This window comes from Granulibacter bethesdensis, assembly GCF_001889525.1.
In the GTDB taxonomy this organism is placed as follows: Bacteria; Pseudomonadota; Alphaproteobacteria; order Acetobacterales; family Acetobacteraceae; genus Granulibacter; species Granulibacter bethesdensis_C.
Map to the genome: position 1 here is coordinate 1,359,232 of NZ_CP018192.1, position 17,509 is coordinate 1,376,740.

General features: G+C 57.4%; 16 protein-coding genes and 1 tRNA gene. 3 read left to right on the forward strand and 14 right to left on the reverse strand.

Features of this window, described 5'->3' with window-relative positions; all coding sequences use genetic code 11:
* Positions 1–41: 41 nt before the first annotated feature.
* The 7 genes from ntrC to ykgO all read right to left on the reverse strand — a co-directional run bounded on the left by ntrC (position 42) and on the right by ykgO (position 7,325).
* Positions 42–1,532, reverse strand: a complete 1,491-nt coding sequence (ntrC, locus tag GbCGDNIH6_RS06250; protein WP_072563237.1) for a nitrogen regulation protein NR(I) — start codon at positions 1,530–1,532, stop codon at positions 42–44.
* Between the two features lie 63 nt (positions 1,533–1,595).
* Positions 1,596–2,681 carry a two-component system sensor histidine kinase NtrB gene (locus GbCGDNIH6_RS06255; protein WP_072563238.1) on the reverse strand — a complete coding sequence of 362 codons (1,086 nt, stop codon included), beginning with the start codon at positions 2,679–2,681 and terminating at the stop codon, positions 1,596–1,598.
* 92 nt (positions 2,682–2,773) lie between these two features.
* Positions 2,774–3,826 (reverse strand): tRNA dihydrouridine synthase DusB, encoded by a 1,053-nt coding sequence (gene dusB / locus GbCGDNIH6_RS06260; RefSeq protein ID WP_072564410.1) that lies wholly within the window; start codon positions 3,824–3,826, stop codon positions 2,774–2,776.
* Positions 3,827–3,986: 160 nt separating this feature from the next.
* Positions 3,987–5,180 carry an FAD-binding protein gene (locus GbCGDNIH6_RS06265; protein WP_072563239.1) on the reverse strand — a complete coding sequence of 398 codons (1,194 nt, stop codon included), beginning with the start codon at positions 5,178–5,180 and terminating at the stop codon, positions 3,987–3,989.
* Positions 5,177–6,634: an FAD-linked oxidase C-terminal domain-containing protein gene (locus GbCGDNIH6_RS06270; protein ID WP_072563240.1), complete on the reverse strand. Its 1,458-nt coding sequence runs from the start codon at positions 6,632–6,634 to the stop codon at positions 5,177–5,179. Before GbCGDNIH6_RS06270 ends, GbCGDNIH6_RS06265 begins: the two co-directional genes overlap by 4 nt.
* 44 nt (positions 6,635–6,678) lie before the next feature.
* A complete protein-coding gene (locus GbCGDNIH6_RS06275) occupies positions 6,679–7,074 on the reverse strand; it encodes a VOC family protein (RefSeq protein ID WP_072563241.1) in 396 nt (131 codons plus the stop codon).
* Positions 7,075–7,199: 125 nt separating this feature from the next.
* Positions 7,200–7,325 carry a type B 50S ribosomal protein L36 gene (ykgO, locus tag GbCGDNIH6_RS06280; protein ID WP_025286647.1) on the reverse strand — a complete coding sequence of 42 codons (126 nt, stop codon included), beginning with the start codon at positions 7,323–7,325 and terminating at the stop codon, positions 7,200–7,202.
* A 141-nt stretch (positions 7,326–7,466) separates the two neighbouring features.
* On the opposite strand from ykgO, the gene GbCGDNIH6_RS06285 reads away from it, so the two are divergent.
* Positions 7,467–7,889, forward strand: a complete 423-nt coding sequence (locus GbCGDNIH6_RS06285; RefSeq protein ID WP_157692342.1) for a hypothetical protein — start codon at positions 7,467–7,469, stop codon at positions 7,887–7,889.
* Here the strand turns inward: GbCGDNIH6_RS06285 and GbCGDNIH6_RS06290 are convergent.
* A complete protein-coding gene (locus GbCGDNIH6_RS06290; RefSeq protein ID WP_072563243.1) occupies positions 7,861–8,292 on the reverse strand; it encodes a DUF983 domain-containing protein in 432 nt (143 codons plus the stop codon). The genes GbCGDNIH6_RS06285 and GbCGDNIH6_RS06290 overlap by 29 nt on opposite strands.
* A gap of 229 nt (positions 8,293–8,521) precedes the next feature.
* On the opposite strand from GbCGDNIH6_RS06290, the gene GbCGDNIH6_RS06295 reads away from it, so the two are divergent.
* A tRNA-Ser gene (locus GbCGDNIH6_RS06295) sits at positions 8,522–8,614 on the forward strand.
* An 86-nt stretch (positions 8,615–8,700) separates the two neighbouring features.
* Here GbCGDNIH6_RS06295 and GbCGDNIH6_RS06300 read toward each other — a convergent pair.
* The 5 genes from GbCGDNIH6_RS06300 to glmU all read right to left on the reverse strand — a co-directional run bounded on the left by GbCGDNIH6_RS06300 (position 8,701) and on the right by glmU (position 15,680).
* A complete protein-coding gene (locus GbCGDNIH6_RS06300; RefSeq protein ID WP_232449726.1) occupies positions 8,701–9,702 on the reverse strand; it encodes a glycosyltransferase in 1,002 nt (333 codons plus the stop codon).
* A 36-nt stretch (positions 9,703–9,738) separates the two neighbouring features.
* Entirely contained in the window at positions 9,739–12,012 is a 2,274-nt protein-coding gene (locus GbCGDNIH6_RS06305; protein WP_072563245.1) for a mechanosensitive ion channel domain-containing protein, read from the reverse strand.
* Positions 11,994–12,425, reverse strand: a complete 432-nt coding sequence (locus GbCGDNIH6_RS06310; RefSeq protein WP_072563246.1) for a DUF3617 domain-containing protein — start codon at positions 12,423–12,425, stop codon at positions 11,994–11,996. The genes GbCGDNIH6_RS06305 and GbCGDNIH6_RS06310 overlap by 19 nt, the downstream gene beginning before the upstream one ends.
* 76 nt (positions 12,426–12,501) lie before the next feature.
* Entirely contained in the window at positions 12,502–14,325 is a 1,824-nt protein-coding gene (gene glmS, locus GbCGDNIH6_RS06315) for a glutamine--fructose-6-phosphate transaminase (isomerizing) (RefSeq protein WP_072563247.1), read from the reverse strand.
* A complete protein-coding gene (glmU, locus tag GbCGDNIH6_RS06320) occupies positions 14,325–15,680 on the reverse strand; it encodes a bifunctional UDP-N-acetylglucosamine diphosphorylase/glucosamine-1-phosphate N-acetyltransferase GlmU (RefSeq protein WP_072563248.1) in 1,356 nt (451 codons plus the stop codon). The genes glmS and glmU overlap by 1 nt, the downstream gene beginning before the upstream one ends.
* Before the next feature lie 72 nt (positions 15,681–15,752).
* On the opposite strand from glmU, the gene GbCGDNIH6_RS06325 reads away from it, so the two are divergent.
* The gene (locus GbCGDNIH6_RS06325; RefSeq protein WP_072563249.1) at positions 15,753–16,406 is read left to right on the forward strand and encodes an HAD-IA family hydrolase; all 654 of its coding nucleotides are present in this window, start codon (positions 15,753–15,755) and stop codon (positions 16,404–16,406) included.
* On the opposite strand, the gene GbCGDNIH6_RS06330 is transcribed toward GbCGDNIH6_RS06325, so the two are convergent.
* Complete coding sequence (locus GbCGDNIH6_RS06330; RefSeq protein WP_157692343.1) at positions 16,403–17,275, reverse strand: DUF3108 domain-containing protein; 873 nt, start codon at positions 17,273–17,275, stop codon at positions 16,403–16,405. The two genes, GbCGDNIH6_RS06325 and GbCGDNIH6_RS06330, sit on opposite strands and share 4 nt — an antisense overlap.
* Positions 17,276–17,509: the final 234 nt, after the last annotated feature.

Consider the following 17,509-nt stretch of genomic DNA (forward strand, 5'->3'; position numbering starts at 1 on the left):
TCCGTTATGGAGAGCCTTGTTGGTGATATGCCGGGCCGGTTTCAGGCGATCCCCCTGACCACGGGAATATCCAGATCGCGGATTTTCTTCCGCAACGTATTGCGATTCAACCCCAGCATCGCCGCAGCCTTGATCTGGTTTCCACGTGTTGCCGCCAGCGTCATCTGAATCAGTGGCCGCTCCACCTCTGCCAGAACACGATCATAAATATCTGACGGGGCAAGCCCATCATGATGGGCTGCGAGGAAAGTCCTGATATGACGCTCGACAGCCTGTGACAACGGCTCGTGGGAGGCATTGCCGCCGGAGCGGTCCTCTCCTGCCGAACCGGCTTCAACGCCGTGCCAACCACTGTCATTCTGTGTGATATCGTGCAATTCCGCATCAACCACGCTGGCCGAGATCACTTCCTGCGGACACAATGCCGCCAGACGGCGCATCAGGTTTTCCAGTTCACGCACATTGCCGGGCCAGCGATGGGCGCGCAGAGCCTCAATCGCGCCTTGATCGAGACTTTTAGCGGGAAGCCCTGATTCGCGCGCACGATCCAGAAAATGACGGGCTAGCAGGGCAATATCCTCGACTCTCTCCCGCAGCGCAGGCAAACGGATGGGCACAACGTTCAGACGATAAAACAGATCTTCGCGGAACAGGCCCTGACGGATCGCCTGCCGTAAATCTCTGTGCGTGGCTGCGACAATCCGTACATTGGCCCGGATAGGCTGCCGGCCACCGACAGCCGTGAACTCACCTTCCTGTAACACACGCAGCAGACGTGTCTGCGCTTCCGGGGGCATGTCACCGATTTCATCAAGAAACAACGTGCCGCCATTCGCCTGCTCGAACCGGCCCTGACCACGCCCGACCGCACCGGTAAAGGCGCCGCGTTCATGACCGAATAATTCACTTTCGATCAGCTCACGCGGGATGGCCGCCATGTTGATGGCCACGAAAGGACCATTACGGCGCTTGCCATAATCATGCAGCGCACGTGCCACCAGCTCCTTGCCAGTGCCGCTTTCGCCATTGATCATCACGGTGAGATCAGCCGTCGTCAGGCGTGCAATGGTGCGGTATATTTCCTGCATTGCCGGAGAGCGTCCGATCAGCGGCAGCCGCTCATCCTGATCAGCTGGCTCCCTGACGGGTGCTTCCGGTTGCGGAGGGGCTGCTTCCAGCGCGCGTCCTACAACTGACAGCAATTCTTTCAGATCAAACGGTTTCGGCAGATATTCAAACGCCCCTTGCTGGGTTGCCTTCACTGCTGTGCTGAGCGTGGATTGTGCACTCATCACTACGACACGAAGATCAGGACGGATCCGTTTAATACGCGGGATCAGATCAAGCCCGTTCTCATCCGGCATCACCACATCGGTGATAACCAGATCACCCTCCCCATCTTCCACCCAGCGCCACAGCGTAGACGTGGTGGAAGTGCTGCGGACCTGATAGCCGGAGCGCCCCAGCGCCTGCGTCAGCACCGTACGGATCGAACGATCATCATCTGCAATCAGGATGGTGGGAGTAGACATCAGGATGCTTTCCGCGCACGGGTCAAAGCAAAAGACAGTTCAGCAGCAGAGCAGTAAAGCCAGTCAGTCGCCATGGTATGATTCCTCGACCAGCATCGGCATATGCAGGCTGAATTCGGTACGACCGGGCCTGCTATCGACTTCGATCAAACCACCATGATCGCCGATCACCTTTGCAACAAGGGCCAGCCCGAGGCCACTTCCTGTCACCTTGGAAGTCACAAAAGGATCGAACAGATGATGGGTCATATCTTCCGTGATCCCCGGTCCATTATCGCGGACAGAAATAATCAGTGGCAGATGGGTTTTTTTGGTCGATCCCGGCACGGCCATACGGACTCCATGGCGATAGGAGGTGGAGAGAATGATTTCTCCGCTGGACATGCCGCTATCGTTGATTGCCTCGGACGCGTTCTTCACCAGATTGAGCAAAACCTGAATCAGCTGATCCCGATTGCCGAAAACCGGTGGCAGGGATGGATCATAATGCTCCACAAAACGGATACCGGAGGCGAAGCCGGTCTGTGCCAGACGGCGCACATGCTCCAGTACGCGATGGATGTTCACGGCTCCGCGCTGGATGGGTTTTTCGCCAAATGCCTCCATCCGGTCGACCAGAGCGCGGATACGATCCGCTTCCTCCCTGATCAGTACAGTCAGTTCCTTGTCGGCTTCCGCCACGGATGATTCCAGAAGCTGCGCGGCCCCGCGAATACCCGATAGCGGGTTCTTGACCTCATGCGCCAAAATGGCGGCCATGCCGGTCACGCTGCGGGCCGCATTACGGAAGGCAAGCTGGCGGTCCAGATGACGGGCTGCCGAGGAATCTTGCATGGTCAGCATGATGCAGCCGGGATATTCAGCCAATGGTGTTCCCTGCACCGCAATGCCTTCCCGCTGAAAGCGCGGACCTTCCAGAGACATATCGTGATCGGCAAAAGTGGCCCCCATACGCCGCACCTGATCAATCAGGACAAAAACCGGGCTGTCTTGCGCCATCACATCTGCAAGGGTCAGGTTCAGCAATTGATGCACGGACAGGCCTAGAAACTGCTCCGCCGCATGATTGGCGTAGATAATCCGATTTGTATTCGTCAGAATCAGCAATGGCATCGGCAGAATGCCCGGCAGCGAGGCCGGATCAATCATCGGAATAGGGTCCTGACCCGTTTCAGAGGCAACCCTTGCCGTCAGGCGATTATCAACGGCTTTATCACTTCTCTGCTCAACCCCTCCCATAATTACTCAGCCGCTTCACGATGAGCAGGTGATGCGGCTTCTGCCTCGATCAGTGGATCGAAAAACGTATCGATCAAGGCCAGAACCTGTAATGGATCAGCCAGACGATTGACCGTAGCACGAAAAGCTGCCGATCCATGCAGGCCGGTCGTGTACCAGGACACATGCTTGCGCGCCAGCCGCATACCGGCATCTGTACCGAAGCAACGCAGCATCGCATCATAATGACTCAGCAGAATCTGCTTGCGCTCGCTCAGCGGGGGATCAGGCATATAGACCCCATCCCGCAGATAGGTCGCCACCTGCCGGGGAAACCAGGGTCGGCCATAACAGCCACGCCCGACCATCACTCCGTCGGCGCCCGACATGGCCCGTGCCTTTGCCGCCTGCTCAACCGTCTGGATGTCTCCGTTAACGATCACCGGAAGAGATGTCGCCTGCTTTACCCGCGCCACAAAGGCCCAGTCAGCCTTACCTTCATAAAACTGCTGGCGGGTACGGCCATGCACGGTAATCATCCGGATACCCGATGCCTCGGCGATTTTCGCCAGTGAAGGCGCATTCAGGCTCTGGTGATCCCAACCCATACGCATTTTCAGCGTGACCGGAACAGAGACAGCCTTCACGGTCGCTTCAAGGATTTTCGCAGCCGCAACCTCATCACGCATCAACGCAGAGCCAGCGGATTGTCCGACCGCCACTTTCTTGACCGGGCAGCCGAAATTAATATCGATCAGCTCCGCCCCTTTGTCGACGGCGATCCTTGCGGCTTCTGCCATCGCCTCCGGATCGCATCCGGCCAACTGCAAGGCGTTCGGGCTCCCCGACAAAGGCGGACCAGCCGGCTCTGCCATACGCAACGTGGTTTTGTTCTCCCGCACCATGGCCCAGGAGGCGATCATTTCGGACACCACCATCCCGGCGCCCATCTCCCGCGCCAGCACGCGAAAAGGCAGGTCGGTCACGCCTGACATCGGCGCCAGAATGACGGGGGTTTCGATCGTCACGCCCCCACCGAGCGCAATAGCAGGGAGTGCCCCGCCATGCCCGCTCATATGGCTTTCGCTGCCGTTCCCGGTCTCCGGAAGCGAGGAGTTAACGTCTATATTGCCCATGATTTGGGCAAAATAACCTTCATGCCACCGTATTGCAATCCATCTTGCCGCAATAGAAAGCCTGACACGCTTCCCTTTTTATCGTCTGGGCAGGAATAGATCAGGAGACGAGCCGCATCCGACCCCGATTGAACAGACCATAAGGATCGAACGCTTCCCGCACCCCTGCGCCGAGACGTGCCAGAGCAGCCGGTTCCGGCGGGATAACGTCAACCGCCTGCCGCATGGCATCCGGGGCGCGCATCAGGGCCCAACTCCCTTTAACCGAGGCCACAGCCAGCGTCAGGGCATGATGTGTTTCCACATTGGCCGGAGCCGATATCCAGACCAGACCGCCGCCCCAATCCATCTGCACCCCTCCCCCGCTCTGCCGTGCCGCGCTGGCGATAGCCGGCCCGGCGGAAGGGGCCACGCTGACCCGCCAGATGGCATCCGTGGGGGCCTGAGTCAGAAAGCAGACATCCCGCACATCGCGCCACAAAGTCACACTTTCCTCATGGCCGAACAGATGGCCACCCAGCATCGCCTGTAACTTTTCCAGCCGATAATGGGCGCTGGGAGCGAAAGCCTCGATCCGCAACAGGGCTGCCGGGCCGCAGGCAGCATCCAGATGCTCTACCCAGGCCGCTCCGGTGACACCAAAAGGTGAGCCCAGCCCGGCTGACAACAGACGTACCGCCTGTTCCGGCGAAGGACAGGGCAGAACCAGTGTTCCCACCGTTTCCTCAGCCGGTAAAACCTTCAGGGTAATCTCAGTCAGCACCCCTAACGTGCCGAAACTGCCGGTCAGCAGTTTGCTGAAATCAAGCCCGGTGACATTTTTCAGAACGCGCCCGCCGGAGTGGATCAACTCCCCGCGCCCATTCACGGCCCGCACCCCCAGAACATGATCCCGAAAGGAGCCATATTGAATACGTCTCGGCCCTGCCAGATTGGTGGCAACCAGACCACCCAAAGTCTGAGGGAGGGTCTGCGCCTCCCCGCTACACAGCATATGTCGCAGATCAGGCGGTTCGGCGATCAGAATCTGACGATGTTCTGCCAGCGCCGCTTCCAATACATCAATTGGTGTGCCGGGTCGCGCGGAAATGATCATCTCATTCGGAGAATACAGCGTGATCCCTGCCAGATGACGGGTGGACAGGACACGATCAGCCCGGACCGGACGCAGCATGGCGGCTTTGGTCGCATTGCCCTCTATACGGAGCGTCTCCCGTCTGGCAACAGCAGCCTGCACGGTATCGACAACGCCTTGCTCACTGTCAGGAGCATCCTGCGTATGAAAACCGCTCATGCTGCTTCCACAGCCTTGGCACCCGGCTCCATGGCAGGCAGCAAAGGAAACACCTTGGCCGGATTCAGCAACCAATCCGGATCGAACACTGATTTGACCATACGCTGCTGGGTCAGTTCGATCTCATTGAACTGCACCGGCATCAGATCACGCTTTTCGACCCCGACCCCGTGTTCTCCGGTCAGGCAGCCCCCGACCTCGACGCAGAGGCAGAGAATATCCGCCCCCAGCGCCTCTGCTTTCCTGACGCTTTCCGGATCGTTCGCATCATACAGGATCAGGGGATGCAGATTGCCGTCTCCGGCATGGAAAATATTGGCGACCGCCAGACCATAGGATTCGCTCATCTCACGAATACGTTGCAGGGTGTAGGGAAGCTGGCTGGTCGGAATTGTTCCATCCATGCACAGATAATCCGGGCTGATGCGTCCGATCGCTCCGAACGCGCCCTTCCGTCCCTTCCAGATTGCCATGCTTTCTTCCATCGAGGCCGAAACACGCAGGCTGACCGGATCAAAGCGCTGGCATATCTGCTCGATCATGCCGAGCAGGTGATCCTGTTCCTGGCGCGCGCCCTCCACTTCAATGATCAGCAAGGCCTCCGCATTCAACGGATAGCCGGCTTTCGCAAAAGCTTCCGCGGCATGAATCGCTGGCCGGTCCATGAATTCGAGGGCGACCGGAATAATGCCCGAACTGATAATGGCATCGACGCATTGCCCCGCAACCTCATTGGAGGCAAACGCCGCCAACATGGCCCGGGCGCCTTCGGGACTGTGAAGAATCCGCACGGTGACTTCGGTAACAATCACCAGTTGGCCCTCACTGCCGGTCAGCAAGCCCAGCCAGTCATAACCGGCCGCATCCGGGTAATTGCCACCAACCTCAATAATGTCACCATTAATCGTTACGGCACGGAGGCCAAGCAGGTTATTGGCTGTCACCCCGTATTTCAGGCAGTGCGCGCCCCCCGAGTTCATATTGACATTGCCGCCGATCATGCAGGCCAACTGGCTCGACGGATCAGGAGCATAGAAAAACCCTGCCGCCTGTACGGCCTGAGTAATAGCGATATTGGTGACACCAGCCTGTACCACCGCATACCGATCCTCATAGTTGATCTCGACAATACGGTTCATCCGCATCATCCCGACCACAACAGAGTCACTGAGCGGCAAGGCGCCTCCGGACAGGCTGGTCCCTGCACCGCGAGGGATCACCCGAACGCCATACTGGTGGCAGAAAGCCAATACAGCCGCGACTTCCTCAGTCGTTCCAGGCAGGACCACCGCCATCGGAGCCTGACGGTATGCGGTCAGGGCATCGGTCTCATACGGCTTCAGACGCAACGGATCAGCGATCACCGCATCATCAGGGAGCAAGTGTCTCAGACCGGCCACGATGATATCGCGCTTCGCCAGAACATCCGCTTTCGGTTCGGGTAATTCGATCATCGCATCCCCCTTATCCTGCCGTCGCTTGCTTCGGCGGGAAACAGTTACTGGAACCGTCCGCCCCGCTCCAGAACCTCGATCAGATATCCGTCCGGGTCTTTGATAAAAAAGAACTTCCCGACCAGACGATCATGAAGACGAAGCTCCTTGACCTGCAAAGGCTCAAGACCTGCCTTGCTCATCCGCTCGTACTCGGCCTGCACATCAGGAACGGAAACAGCCAGATGACCGTAGCCATTCCCGAGATCATAGGCTTCTTCCCGACCGTGATTAACGGTGAGCTCCAGTTCAAAACCACTTTCGGGACTGCTCAGATAGATCAGGGTAAAGCTGTCAAAACCCAGCCTGTCCGCTACTTCCAGCCCGAAAGCGGTGCGATAGAATGCCAGCGAGCGCTCTTCATTCAGAACGCGGATCATGGAATGGATCATCTTGGCCATGAGTGCCTCCGTGCTTGATAGATCATAGCGGAAAAGCCGGAGATAAGATGATTTCTCACCCTATGCTCCGGCTTTCCAGATAGTCCATATTTTTATGTCGACGCCATCGGAAGCGCCGCCCGTAATCAGCCCTGACGGGCCTTCATGCGGGGGTTCTTCTTGTTGATGACGTAAACACGGCCGTGGCGGCGCACGACGCGGCAATTCTTGTCGCGCACCTTGGCCGACTTCAGGCTGTTACGAATCTTCATGATCCAAGCTTTCGGGTCATCTAACAATATGGAGGCCGCTGGGTAAGGCCCCGACATGGTTCTGTCAAGAACAAAGCAGGATTCGCCGAGATATTTTGGCGGTTGACGCAATCACGCCCTGCCCTGATACGCCTTTATATCATGGCACATCGTATCGACAGCACCCAATCCGCCTTTTTGATCGCCTGCTTCGCCGTCACCGGCCTGACCGGACTGATGGCCACTTATGCCCTTCCTGTCCCTTTTGAGGCGGCGGTGGAGAAGGAAACAGTGCTGGAGCACGCCGCAGCCGGGCTGATCTTTGATAATCAGCCCCTGACGGAGCAGATCCTGCACAATTCCGCGCTTCGCTCCATACTGGGTAAAAAGGCGGATACCATCATGAGCGCCCCTCCCCAGCAAGCTGCAAAGGCTCTGCTGCAGGAACGGGATGCAATACGCAGCCACGCGCTGGGTGAAACGCAGGCAGTCGCACGGCGGATGCGGCTGCTGGTTGTTGTCGCCACAGCCGCCGCCGCCTTATTCGGGATTATCCTCAGTGGCCTGCGGAGCCGACAGGACTGACGATTTTTGCGGCATCCGGTGCTTTTTCGGCTTCATGGCGAGTAAAGGCTTCCCGTCGCATTCCAAGCGCATGACACAGGCCGATTGTACCACCTTTGACGACGGGCAGGAGAGCCAGGGTCATAATGACCATCACCGGCAGCCAGATTGCAAACTGTACCCACATAGCGGGCTCATAACGGTAGTCAGACCAGATGAAGGCCGGAATGACGATATGGCCGACGATAAACAGGGTTATATATGGGGGCAGGTCATCGGCGGGATAGGCTCCATTTTCGGTGCCGCAGACGCTGCAACGAGGCTCAATGGCCAGATAGCCTTTGCGTAAATGTGTTTCGCCGCAGCCGGGACACGTATTGCGCATCCCACGCCACACTGCCTGCAGCATATACGAGCTGCTCATGAAGCCATCTCCTCGATTCTGTTCTCACAGCACTAGGGCGGCCTGAGCCATCATTCAAGCATAACACGAGGGCTGGAACAGAATTGCCTGTGCGATGCCAGCTTCAATGGACATGAAAAGATCATTTTTCACCCTCAGGAACAGTTGCACAATTGACGCCCCCTCTCCCACGCTCTAGAAGCACCCCAGCAAACGCCGTGTGCCGGAAAAAATCCGGTAGACGCCCGGCGGAGGGGTGGCCGAGAGGCTGAAGGCGGCGGTTTGCTAAACCGTTATAGGATGTCAAGTCCTATCGTGGGTTCGAATCCCATCCCCTCCGCCATTCTTCCTTTCATATCCGTTCGGTCCAGTTCGGGGGCTCATGTCGCCTCCGCAAGCGCACAATCTCCAAGCGCATACCGGTTATTCTCATGTGCCATCACGATGCAGAAGTTCCGGCAACATCTGCGCCACGAGCGCACTGTAAAGCTGGGTTTGCTGATTTGCCTGAATAGACTGGGGGTCTATTTTTTCCACATAGGATTTGGTCCGCACTGATCCATACCAATGAACAACGATGGTTTGCGGCATAAGTGCCTTCCTGAGAGCATCCGGCGCATGACGGCAGGGCCGAAACCAGTGTTCGGAGATTTCCGGGGCAAGAGGATAAAAATATTCCGGATCATGGACGACAAGATCCGGAATAAGCCCTTTGTCGATCAGCTCCTGCAATAAATCAGGCCCCAATGCATTGGGCATGACCTGTTTATCAGGAGACATTGCGGCCATATGCCGCAAATAAATCTCAAACAAAGGCGCTTTCGGTGCGCCACCCATGATGGCGCCGTTGATGCCTCGGAAATAGGCCCTCTCAACATAACGGTAAAATCGCCAACCTTCAGGTAGCACTCTCATGGCTTTGCGCATTACGTCCAAAGCCAGCGCCCACCCCCATACAAACGGGGACCGAGACAATTTTACCCAATAGGGCCAAACAATTCTTTCCACACCAATGAACTGCTGTAATTTAAACAGCGATGAAAATGGCGCGATGGTTACAGTATCGACATCCAGATAGATCCCGCCATCACGATACAGAATCGCTGCCCGCAATATGTCTGACAAAATAGCAGGACTGGAAACACGGCTATATATAACCCATAATTTGTCATCCAGACCCAGCTCAGCACCGACAGACTGCAATAAAGCTTGCGGGTCGATCCGGGACACCCGGATGGATGACACGGCCCGCAATGCTTCAAGCACCTGACTGCTTTCCAACTCATCAGTGTGATGCAGGATAACTTCATTCGCCTCACCGTGAGCGGCAGCGGACAGCAGAGCAATGCCATAAGCCCATGGCAGCCTGGATCCTATCCAGCAAAAATGGAGCGACCTGGGCGTAGACATGGCAGATCCGGAAATGTCCATTCCGTGCATTCCTGAATGCTTTACGAGTTTTTATTTTTATGCAGGCTGCTGGCCGGTTGCGGGCTGAACTTCATCCAGAAACAGACGCATACCGGGAACGGCGATTTCAATTCCGTGCTCTTCCAGCACGTTCTTGACGATCTCGTTATAGGCTCGGCCAATGATCCACTGCTCCCCGGGCAGGGTCTTGATCCGGGCGCGGATGCTGATGATTGCTGGAGAAAGGTCGATCACACCCTGCATATCGAGTGTTCCAATGATGGCACCGGCATGTTCAGTCTGCATCAACCTGTCAAATGCCTCGAACATGGCTGCCTTGGTATCCGGGATACTGGCGCGGTGACCAACGCGCACGACGGCAGCATGCATGGAGAAGATACGGTTGTGGTTTGAGACGCGATCAACCGATGAAAACGGAATCAGATGGTAAATACCGTCCACGCTGCGAATAGCGACCGATCGGATCGTCAGTTTTTCGACCGTACCCTGAATACCCGCGGCCTCCACCACATCGCCCTCATTCATTGCATTTTCGAACTGGATGAACATGCCGTTGATGATGTCCTGCACCAGCTTCTGGGAGCCAAAGCCGATAGCCAGGCCGAACACCCCTGCACCAGCCAGCAAAGGCGCGGTATTGACGCCCAGCTGTGACAGGATCGCCAGCACGACGATAACCGCCATGGTGATGGAAAACGCGTTCCTGAACAAAGAAAGCAGGGTTCTCTCGCGGGATGAAATGCCGTGCTCTTCACCCTGCAACAATCGTTTTTCGATCCAAGAAATCACCAGCAGATAAATCGCTGCGCTGCATCCCAGAACGATCAGCACCGATATCCCGGCCGAAAGTGTAAATTTTCCGGCGTCGGTCTGCAACCAGCCGACAACATCGACCAAAGCCCAGACTTGCAGCAGTCCCAGCACAGTCACCACGAAAACCGTTAGCCGCAGAATGCGACGCAGCGGATTGATCAGCCTTCGCAACCAGATATTCAATAAGGGGATCGCACGTTTCAGCCGGTCTGCAACGGGGACGTCGTTGTGTAACAGGGCCAGCCTGCTTAAGGCGACCCCCCCCACCAGCAGAATGACAATGGAATATATCGAGGCCCGCAGCACGAAAGGCAGCAGCCATGGCATGCTCAGCCAGCATATGAACAGCGCCGTCAGCCACAGCGTCACAATCGCATGCCAAATGGCCGCAATAATGGCACCGAGCTTGGCAAAGATATCAGATGCATTCTCCAGAGAGCCATGATTGGTCAGTCTGGTCAGGGCAATACGGCCCTCTCGGCGCTGCACTATGCAGAACCAGATGGCTACGATCAGCGCGGACAGAACCGTCAGCGTTTCCAGCGCCCGGCCGCCATCAATGGAGACTGTTTCCATCAGGGGAATGACCATCAGGAAACTGTAACCAAACACCGACGCCGACCATGCCAGCCAGCTGTACCAGAGCCTGGCCCTGTGATTGGCTTCAGAAAGCGTGCCCATTTTCAGGAAGCGTAAATGCGGCAGACGCGGTGTAAAAATTGCCCGTAAAGCCACTCTGAAGGATTCAACCAGCAGGAAGGAGCGCAGGAACATCTCCTGGCCGGCAGTGACGTTGTCCCCGCCTTCAATCAGCCGCGCCAGTTGCTCTCCGGCCAGCCAAGCGATGACCACCGTGCTGACATCAAGCAGGACAATCGTCAGCAGCCGCACCACTTTTCCTGCAAAACTGCCCGGCCGATGCAGCCAGACAGGCGTTGAGAGACGCGCGGCTATCCATCGGACTGCATAGAACGCCGCAAATGTCCCGGCTGCAACCCCTGCCATGTTGCGAAAGATCATCAGCACATACCAGCTGAACAACCGGGATGTACCGTGCAACACCTCCAGCAGCTCTCTGAACGCCATCTGCCACACCGACAGAAATGAGCGGAAATGCTGAAACAGCAGAGCGGAAAAATTAGCCAGATGAACCGCTACCGGCTCCGGAGGTGATACATCCGCTTTTTCATCTTCTGTCGCCGTTTTTTTCAAACGTTCAATCAGGCGTGCCCGTGCCTTGTCATCCTCAAGAATTTTCACCAACCCATCAATATCAGGGTCCGCGTTCCCGGATGTGTCAGAAGAAGATGCAGAGGGCAAATTCAGCCCCGGAATGATGCCCGGGCGGGACGAAGGGGTGGCTGCCAGACCGGGTTGAAGGCAATGCAGCCCAACACCTGCCAGAAGCATAAACAGTCCCAGCCGCTTTATCACCTTCACCCCCCTGTCCGGCTTCATAATGCCGGAGAATGGCATGATCAGGGTGTTTTCGGGCACTCACCAGTCCGGCGGCCGTCAATCGTGATATGAGCCAGCGGTTTGCCATCCTGTGTATTGTCGATCACACCGGTCAAATGCGTGGCGCTGTCAAACATGAACTTACCGCTGCTGGCGATTTTCTTGTCGTTCTTGCATTCCACCGTCCAGGACAGGGTGGTGCCGTCCCAGTGATGCGTATTGTCGCATTGCGGCATGGATTTGCTGAAATTGAAGCCGGCTTCAGGGTTTTTTGCCTCTTCCGGGGTAATGCACTGGGTCTTCTGACGCTTGACCGTTTTTTCATCCTTTTGGGCGGTGATATCAATCGTCCACAGACCTGACTGAATCTCGGTTGCCCGCGCCAGAGCAGGCAGGCCAATGCAGATAGAAAGAATGAAAGCAACGGTTCCGTTGAACAGGGCCTTGTTCATGAGCAGTATTCCTCGAAAATTATATTGGTTTTGAGCGAAAGCGGCCTTCGTTCCAGAATTAGGCGGCGTGGTCCAGTTACTCGACCGTGACACTTTTAGCGAGGTTACGAGGCTGGTCGACATCGGTACCCTTCATGACCGCGACGTGATAGGCCAGAAGCTGAACAGGAATGGCGTAAAGCAACGGGGCTACAAACGGGTCAACATCCGGAAGGATAACCGTCTCAGCCGCAATACCTTTCAACCGCTCTGCCCCGCATTCATCGCTGAACACCATGATCTGGCCGCCTCTCGCTGCGGCTTCCTGAAGATTGGAGGCTGTTTTATCAAAAAGCGGCCCGCTGGGGGTAATGGCGATGATCGGCACGCTATGGTCGATCAGGGCGATGGGACCATGCTTCATCTCGCCTGCCGCATAGGCTTCAGCATGGATATAGCTGATTTCCTTCAGCTTTAACGCTCCCTCATGGGCGATGGGATAACAGTTTCCCCGGCCCAGATACAGCACATCGCGCGCTTCTGCGACCCGGACCGCTACGCGCTTGATGGCATCATGCCTTTCCAGAACCTCGGCAGCTGCACCGGGTACTTCCAGCAGAGCGGCGGTCAGGCGCGCTTCCTCGGCATGATCCAGAAGGCCACGATGACGCCCGGCGGCAATGGCGAGGCAGGCCAGCACGGATAATTGGGCTGTGAACGCCTTGGTGCTGGCAACGCCGATCTCCGGCCCGGCAATGGTTTGCAGGACAGAGTCACTTTCGCGGGCAATGGTGCTCTCGGCGACGTTGACGATGGAGAGAAGGGTCTGCCCCCCTGCTTTCAGACAACGCAGGGCCGCCAGAGTATCGGCCGTTTCGCCGGACTGGCTGACCAGCAGGCCAAGTCCTCGCTTTGGCAAAGGCGGTTCGCGATAACGGAATTCGCTGGCAACATCGGTATCGACCGGCAGACGGGCCAATGCCTCGAACCAGCGCGCACCCACAAGACCGGCATAATAGGCTGAGCCACAGGCCGTCATGGTGATGCGTGATATATCCGACCAGTCGAAAGGCAATTCCGGCAGCGCCACCTGACGGGTCGCCGGATTGACCATCTGATGCAGGGTATCACCGATCACCGCCGGGTGTTCATGGAGCTCCTTCTCCATGAAATGCCTGTATTCCCCCTTGCCGATCGCGGCACCACTATAGGCAGTGAGCTTGACCTCCCGCGCGGCTTCTGTGCCATCCTCCGTAAAGAAACGGGCCCCTTCCCGTGTCACCAGCACGTAATCGCCATCCTTCAGATAGGCGATCCGCCGGGTCAGCGGTGCCAGAGCCAGAGCATCAGAGCCAAGAAACATTTCCTGATCCCCATAGCCAACCGCCAGAGGTGCGCCCTTCTGCGCTCCGATGATCAGATCGGGGTGGCCGGCGAACACCATGGCCAGCGCATAAGCGCCCTCCAGACGACTCAGGGCTGCCTGCGCCGCGGCAACCGGCCCCATGCCCCGCCGCAGATGCAGATCAACCAGTTGGGCAACGGTTTCCGTATCGGTTTCCGTTTGGAAAACCTGCCCCTCCGCCTCCAGCTCGGTCCTCAATTCGGCATGATTTTCAATGATCCCGTTATGGACGATGGCCACGCGGGAGGTGCCATGCGGATGGGCATTGCTCTCGGTCGGTGCGCCATGGGTGGCCCAGCGCGTATGGCCAATGCCGGTCAGTCCTGGCAGAGGGGAACGATCCAGCAGGGCCGCAAGGTTGGCGAGTTTTCCTTCTGCACGACGACGGTCGATGATCCCATCCACCAGCGTGGCGACCCCGGCACTGTCGTAGCCGCGATATTCCAGCCGGCGAAGACCGTCCAACAGCAAAGGGGCGGCATCCCGCGCCCCGATGACACCCACAATGCCGCACATCAGACGCTGCCCTTCAGTTGACGGCGAATCTCTGCCGCACGCTCTGGCTTGTTTACCTGACGGCCACGGGCAAGTGCCAAGGCATCCGCTGGTACGTCCTCGACAATAACGCTTCCAGCCCCCGTAATCGCCCCGCGTCCAATCCTCACCGGGGCCACCAGCGCCGTATCGGACCCGATAAACGCATCGTCCCCGATCTCCGTGCGATGCTTGTGCACGCCGTCGTAATTACAGGTGATGGTGCCAGCGCCGATATTGGCACGCGCACCGACCTCGACATCCCCCAGATAGGTCAGGTGATTTGCTTTCGCACCCTCACCCAGCGTTGCCTGTTTCAGTTCAACGAAATTCCCGACATGAGCACCTGCCCCCAGAACGCTGCCCGGACGCAGACGTGCATAAGGACCGACCAGCGTATGCCGACCGACATGACATCCTTCCAGATGGCTGAAAGCGCGGATTTCCGCCCCTTCCTCCACCGTAACGCCGGGGCCGAACACCACATGCGGGCCAACCAGCACATCCGGCGCGAGCATCGTATCAGCCGAAAGAAAAACCGTGTCCGGCGCGGTCATGGTAACACCCTTTTCCAGAGCCTGACGGCGCAATGCGATCTGGACCGTTGCTTCAGCCTCGGCGAGCTCCATTTTGCTGTTGATGCCGCGCAACTCTTCATAAGGGGCTTCCACAGCCGCAACATGCCCCCCTCCCGCAATTGCGAGAGGAATGATATCTCCCAGATAGTACTCGCCCTTGCTGTTGGCGTTATCCACACCGCCCAGCCAAGCCGCCATGGACACGGCATCGGCGCAGAACACACCTGCATTACAGAGTGTTACAGCCCTTTCCTGTTCATTGGCCTCCGCATATTCGACGATGCGGGAAACATAGTCTCCGCTCTGGTACTTCTCCGTTATCACCCGGCCATAGCGTCCCGGCTCAGGCGGGTGCATGGCGAGCATGGCCAGCACCGCATCGCCCTGCCGACGGCGCTGCACGAGGGTGTGCAGGGTTGTGGTCGAGATCAGGGGGTTATCCCCGTACAGGATTGCAACCTCTCCCTGCTGCACCAGAGCCATGGCCTGCAGGGCTGCATGTGCAGTGCCAAGCCTTTCCTGTTGCACCACGGTTGGATGAGGCGCAGCTTCCCGGGCAACGCTATCCATATCCGGGCCGATGACCACCACGATATGGCTGAACACCTGCTGGCAGGCTGCAATCAGATGCTGCAGCATGGAGCGCCCTGCAATCGGGTGCAGAACCTTGGGCCGGGCGGACTTCATTCTCGTGCCGAGCCCGGCCGCAAGAATCACGGCGGTGCCGGATGGCTGAAAGTAAGACGGGGTCTGATCCATGCGGAATCCGCTAGCGCTGCCAGCCGGTTCCTGTCAAAGCCTGAAAGATCACTTCAGATTACGGAATGCGACATGCGCACGGTACTGCTGGATCTTGATGGAACACTGGTCGATTCGTTGCCTGACATCACCAGTGTTCTGAATGGCACGCTACAACGGGCCGGGCTGCCGTCCTATACACAGGCGGAGGTTGGGCCAATGGTGGGCGATGGTGCCCGTGCTTTGCTAACGCGCGCCGCAAATGGAAGGGGGGCCACCCTGACCGAAACCATGATGCAGGATTTCATGGCGGCCTATGCCGACCATGCGACCAGCCATTCCCGTTTGTATCCCGATGTTCCGGATACGTTGGCCGAACTGAAAAACCGAGGCTGGACCTTGCTGGTTTGTACGAACAAGCCAGCCGTTCCAGCGCAGATCATTCTGGAAAATTTTGAAATAGCGTCTTTTTTTGCGGTCGTGGGCGCGGGAGACAGTTTTCCGGTCCGCAAGCCTGATCCGGGCCATCTGCTTTCCACCCTTGCGCTGGCGGGGATGACACCGGAAGGGGCAATCATGGTGGGGGATCATAGCAACGATATTGATGCTGCAGGTTCGATTCCCATCCCCTCCGTCTGGGCGCGGTGGGGTTACGGCACCGATGCAATGGGGGCAGCCGCCACGGCGATTGCTGAACGGTTTTCCGACCTGCCTGATCTACTTGAAAGCCTTATACCAGCTTCCTAATCCGGCAGCGTGCTGATGCTGTCCAGGTAGAAAGTGATGCTCCCCATCCAGCGCGACTTCACATCATCAAAGCGCATGCGGATAGGAAAGACCTGGGCTGGCCCTGCCGGTCCCAGCCATGCCGTTGCATGCCATGGTCTGGATGCGGGACTACCCGCCCCCTCTACGGCCTGTTTCTGCCCCACGATATCGCACCGCATGGTCTGAACCGGTTTTACTTCATCGCTGACAGGGGAAAGCAGCTGATCTTTACCGCTCAGTGTAGAATGAATTGTTGCCATACGCCGGCCATCGAAAATAGTGGCGGTTCCAGCACAGCCCCCGGACAAAGCCGCATGATGCGTCAAGGCGACCATCGCGCTGAGACTGTCCAGCGCGATATTCTTGAACGGGAACGTGGAAATCTTATGGACTGCCTCCTCAGGCCCCAGCCTGATTCCGCTCGGCTGTCCCTTGCGATAGAGAACCTCTGTCACGCTCTGCCGTCCGTTAACGGAACCGGTGCTGAGAAACAGGGATGGCACAGGGGAGCCATCCTGCCAGTCTCCCGCGGCCTCCGTGATCGACCAGGTGGAGCGTATCCATTGCAGGATTCCCGCCGTCCTGGATTCCAGCAATACGTGATAATGCGTGTCATTCCAGACCACCCGTACGGTCACATCCGCAACGTGCAGCCCTCTGGCATAGGCATGGTAGGTGGCAATGACGGCTGTGTTGGCAGATGGCTCGTCGGCCTCGATATGGTCGGGCAAGCGAACCGGCATATGAGCCAACTGGACCCCAGAGGGAGATATCGAGGGAGATATATCGGGTGACAGATTATGGGATACTTCCTGCGGTCCTGCCTGACCGGCTTTCGTCTGGGCCATCCCATGACCTGCCAGAACGCAGTATCCCGCAATGATCACAGTTGCGAGGCATACCCCGTTTACGGCAGCCCCTGATTTATGAACCGGTTCCATGATTCTGCCCCATTCTCCGTGATCTGTGAAAATACGGCTGCCACAATTTCAGCGACCCTGAACTGAAAGATACCGCTCGGAAAAAAACCTTTGTCCGTCAAATCTCCTGAAAGGAGGGCTTGCCACCATCCGTATTCCGTC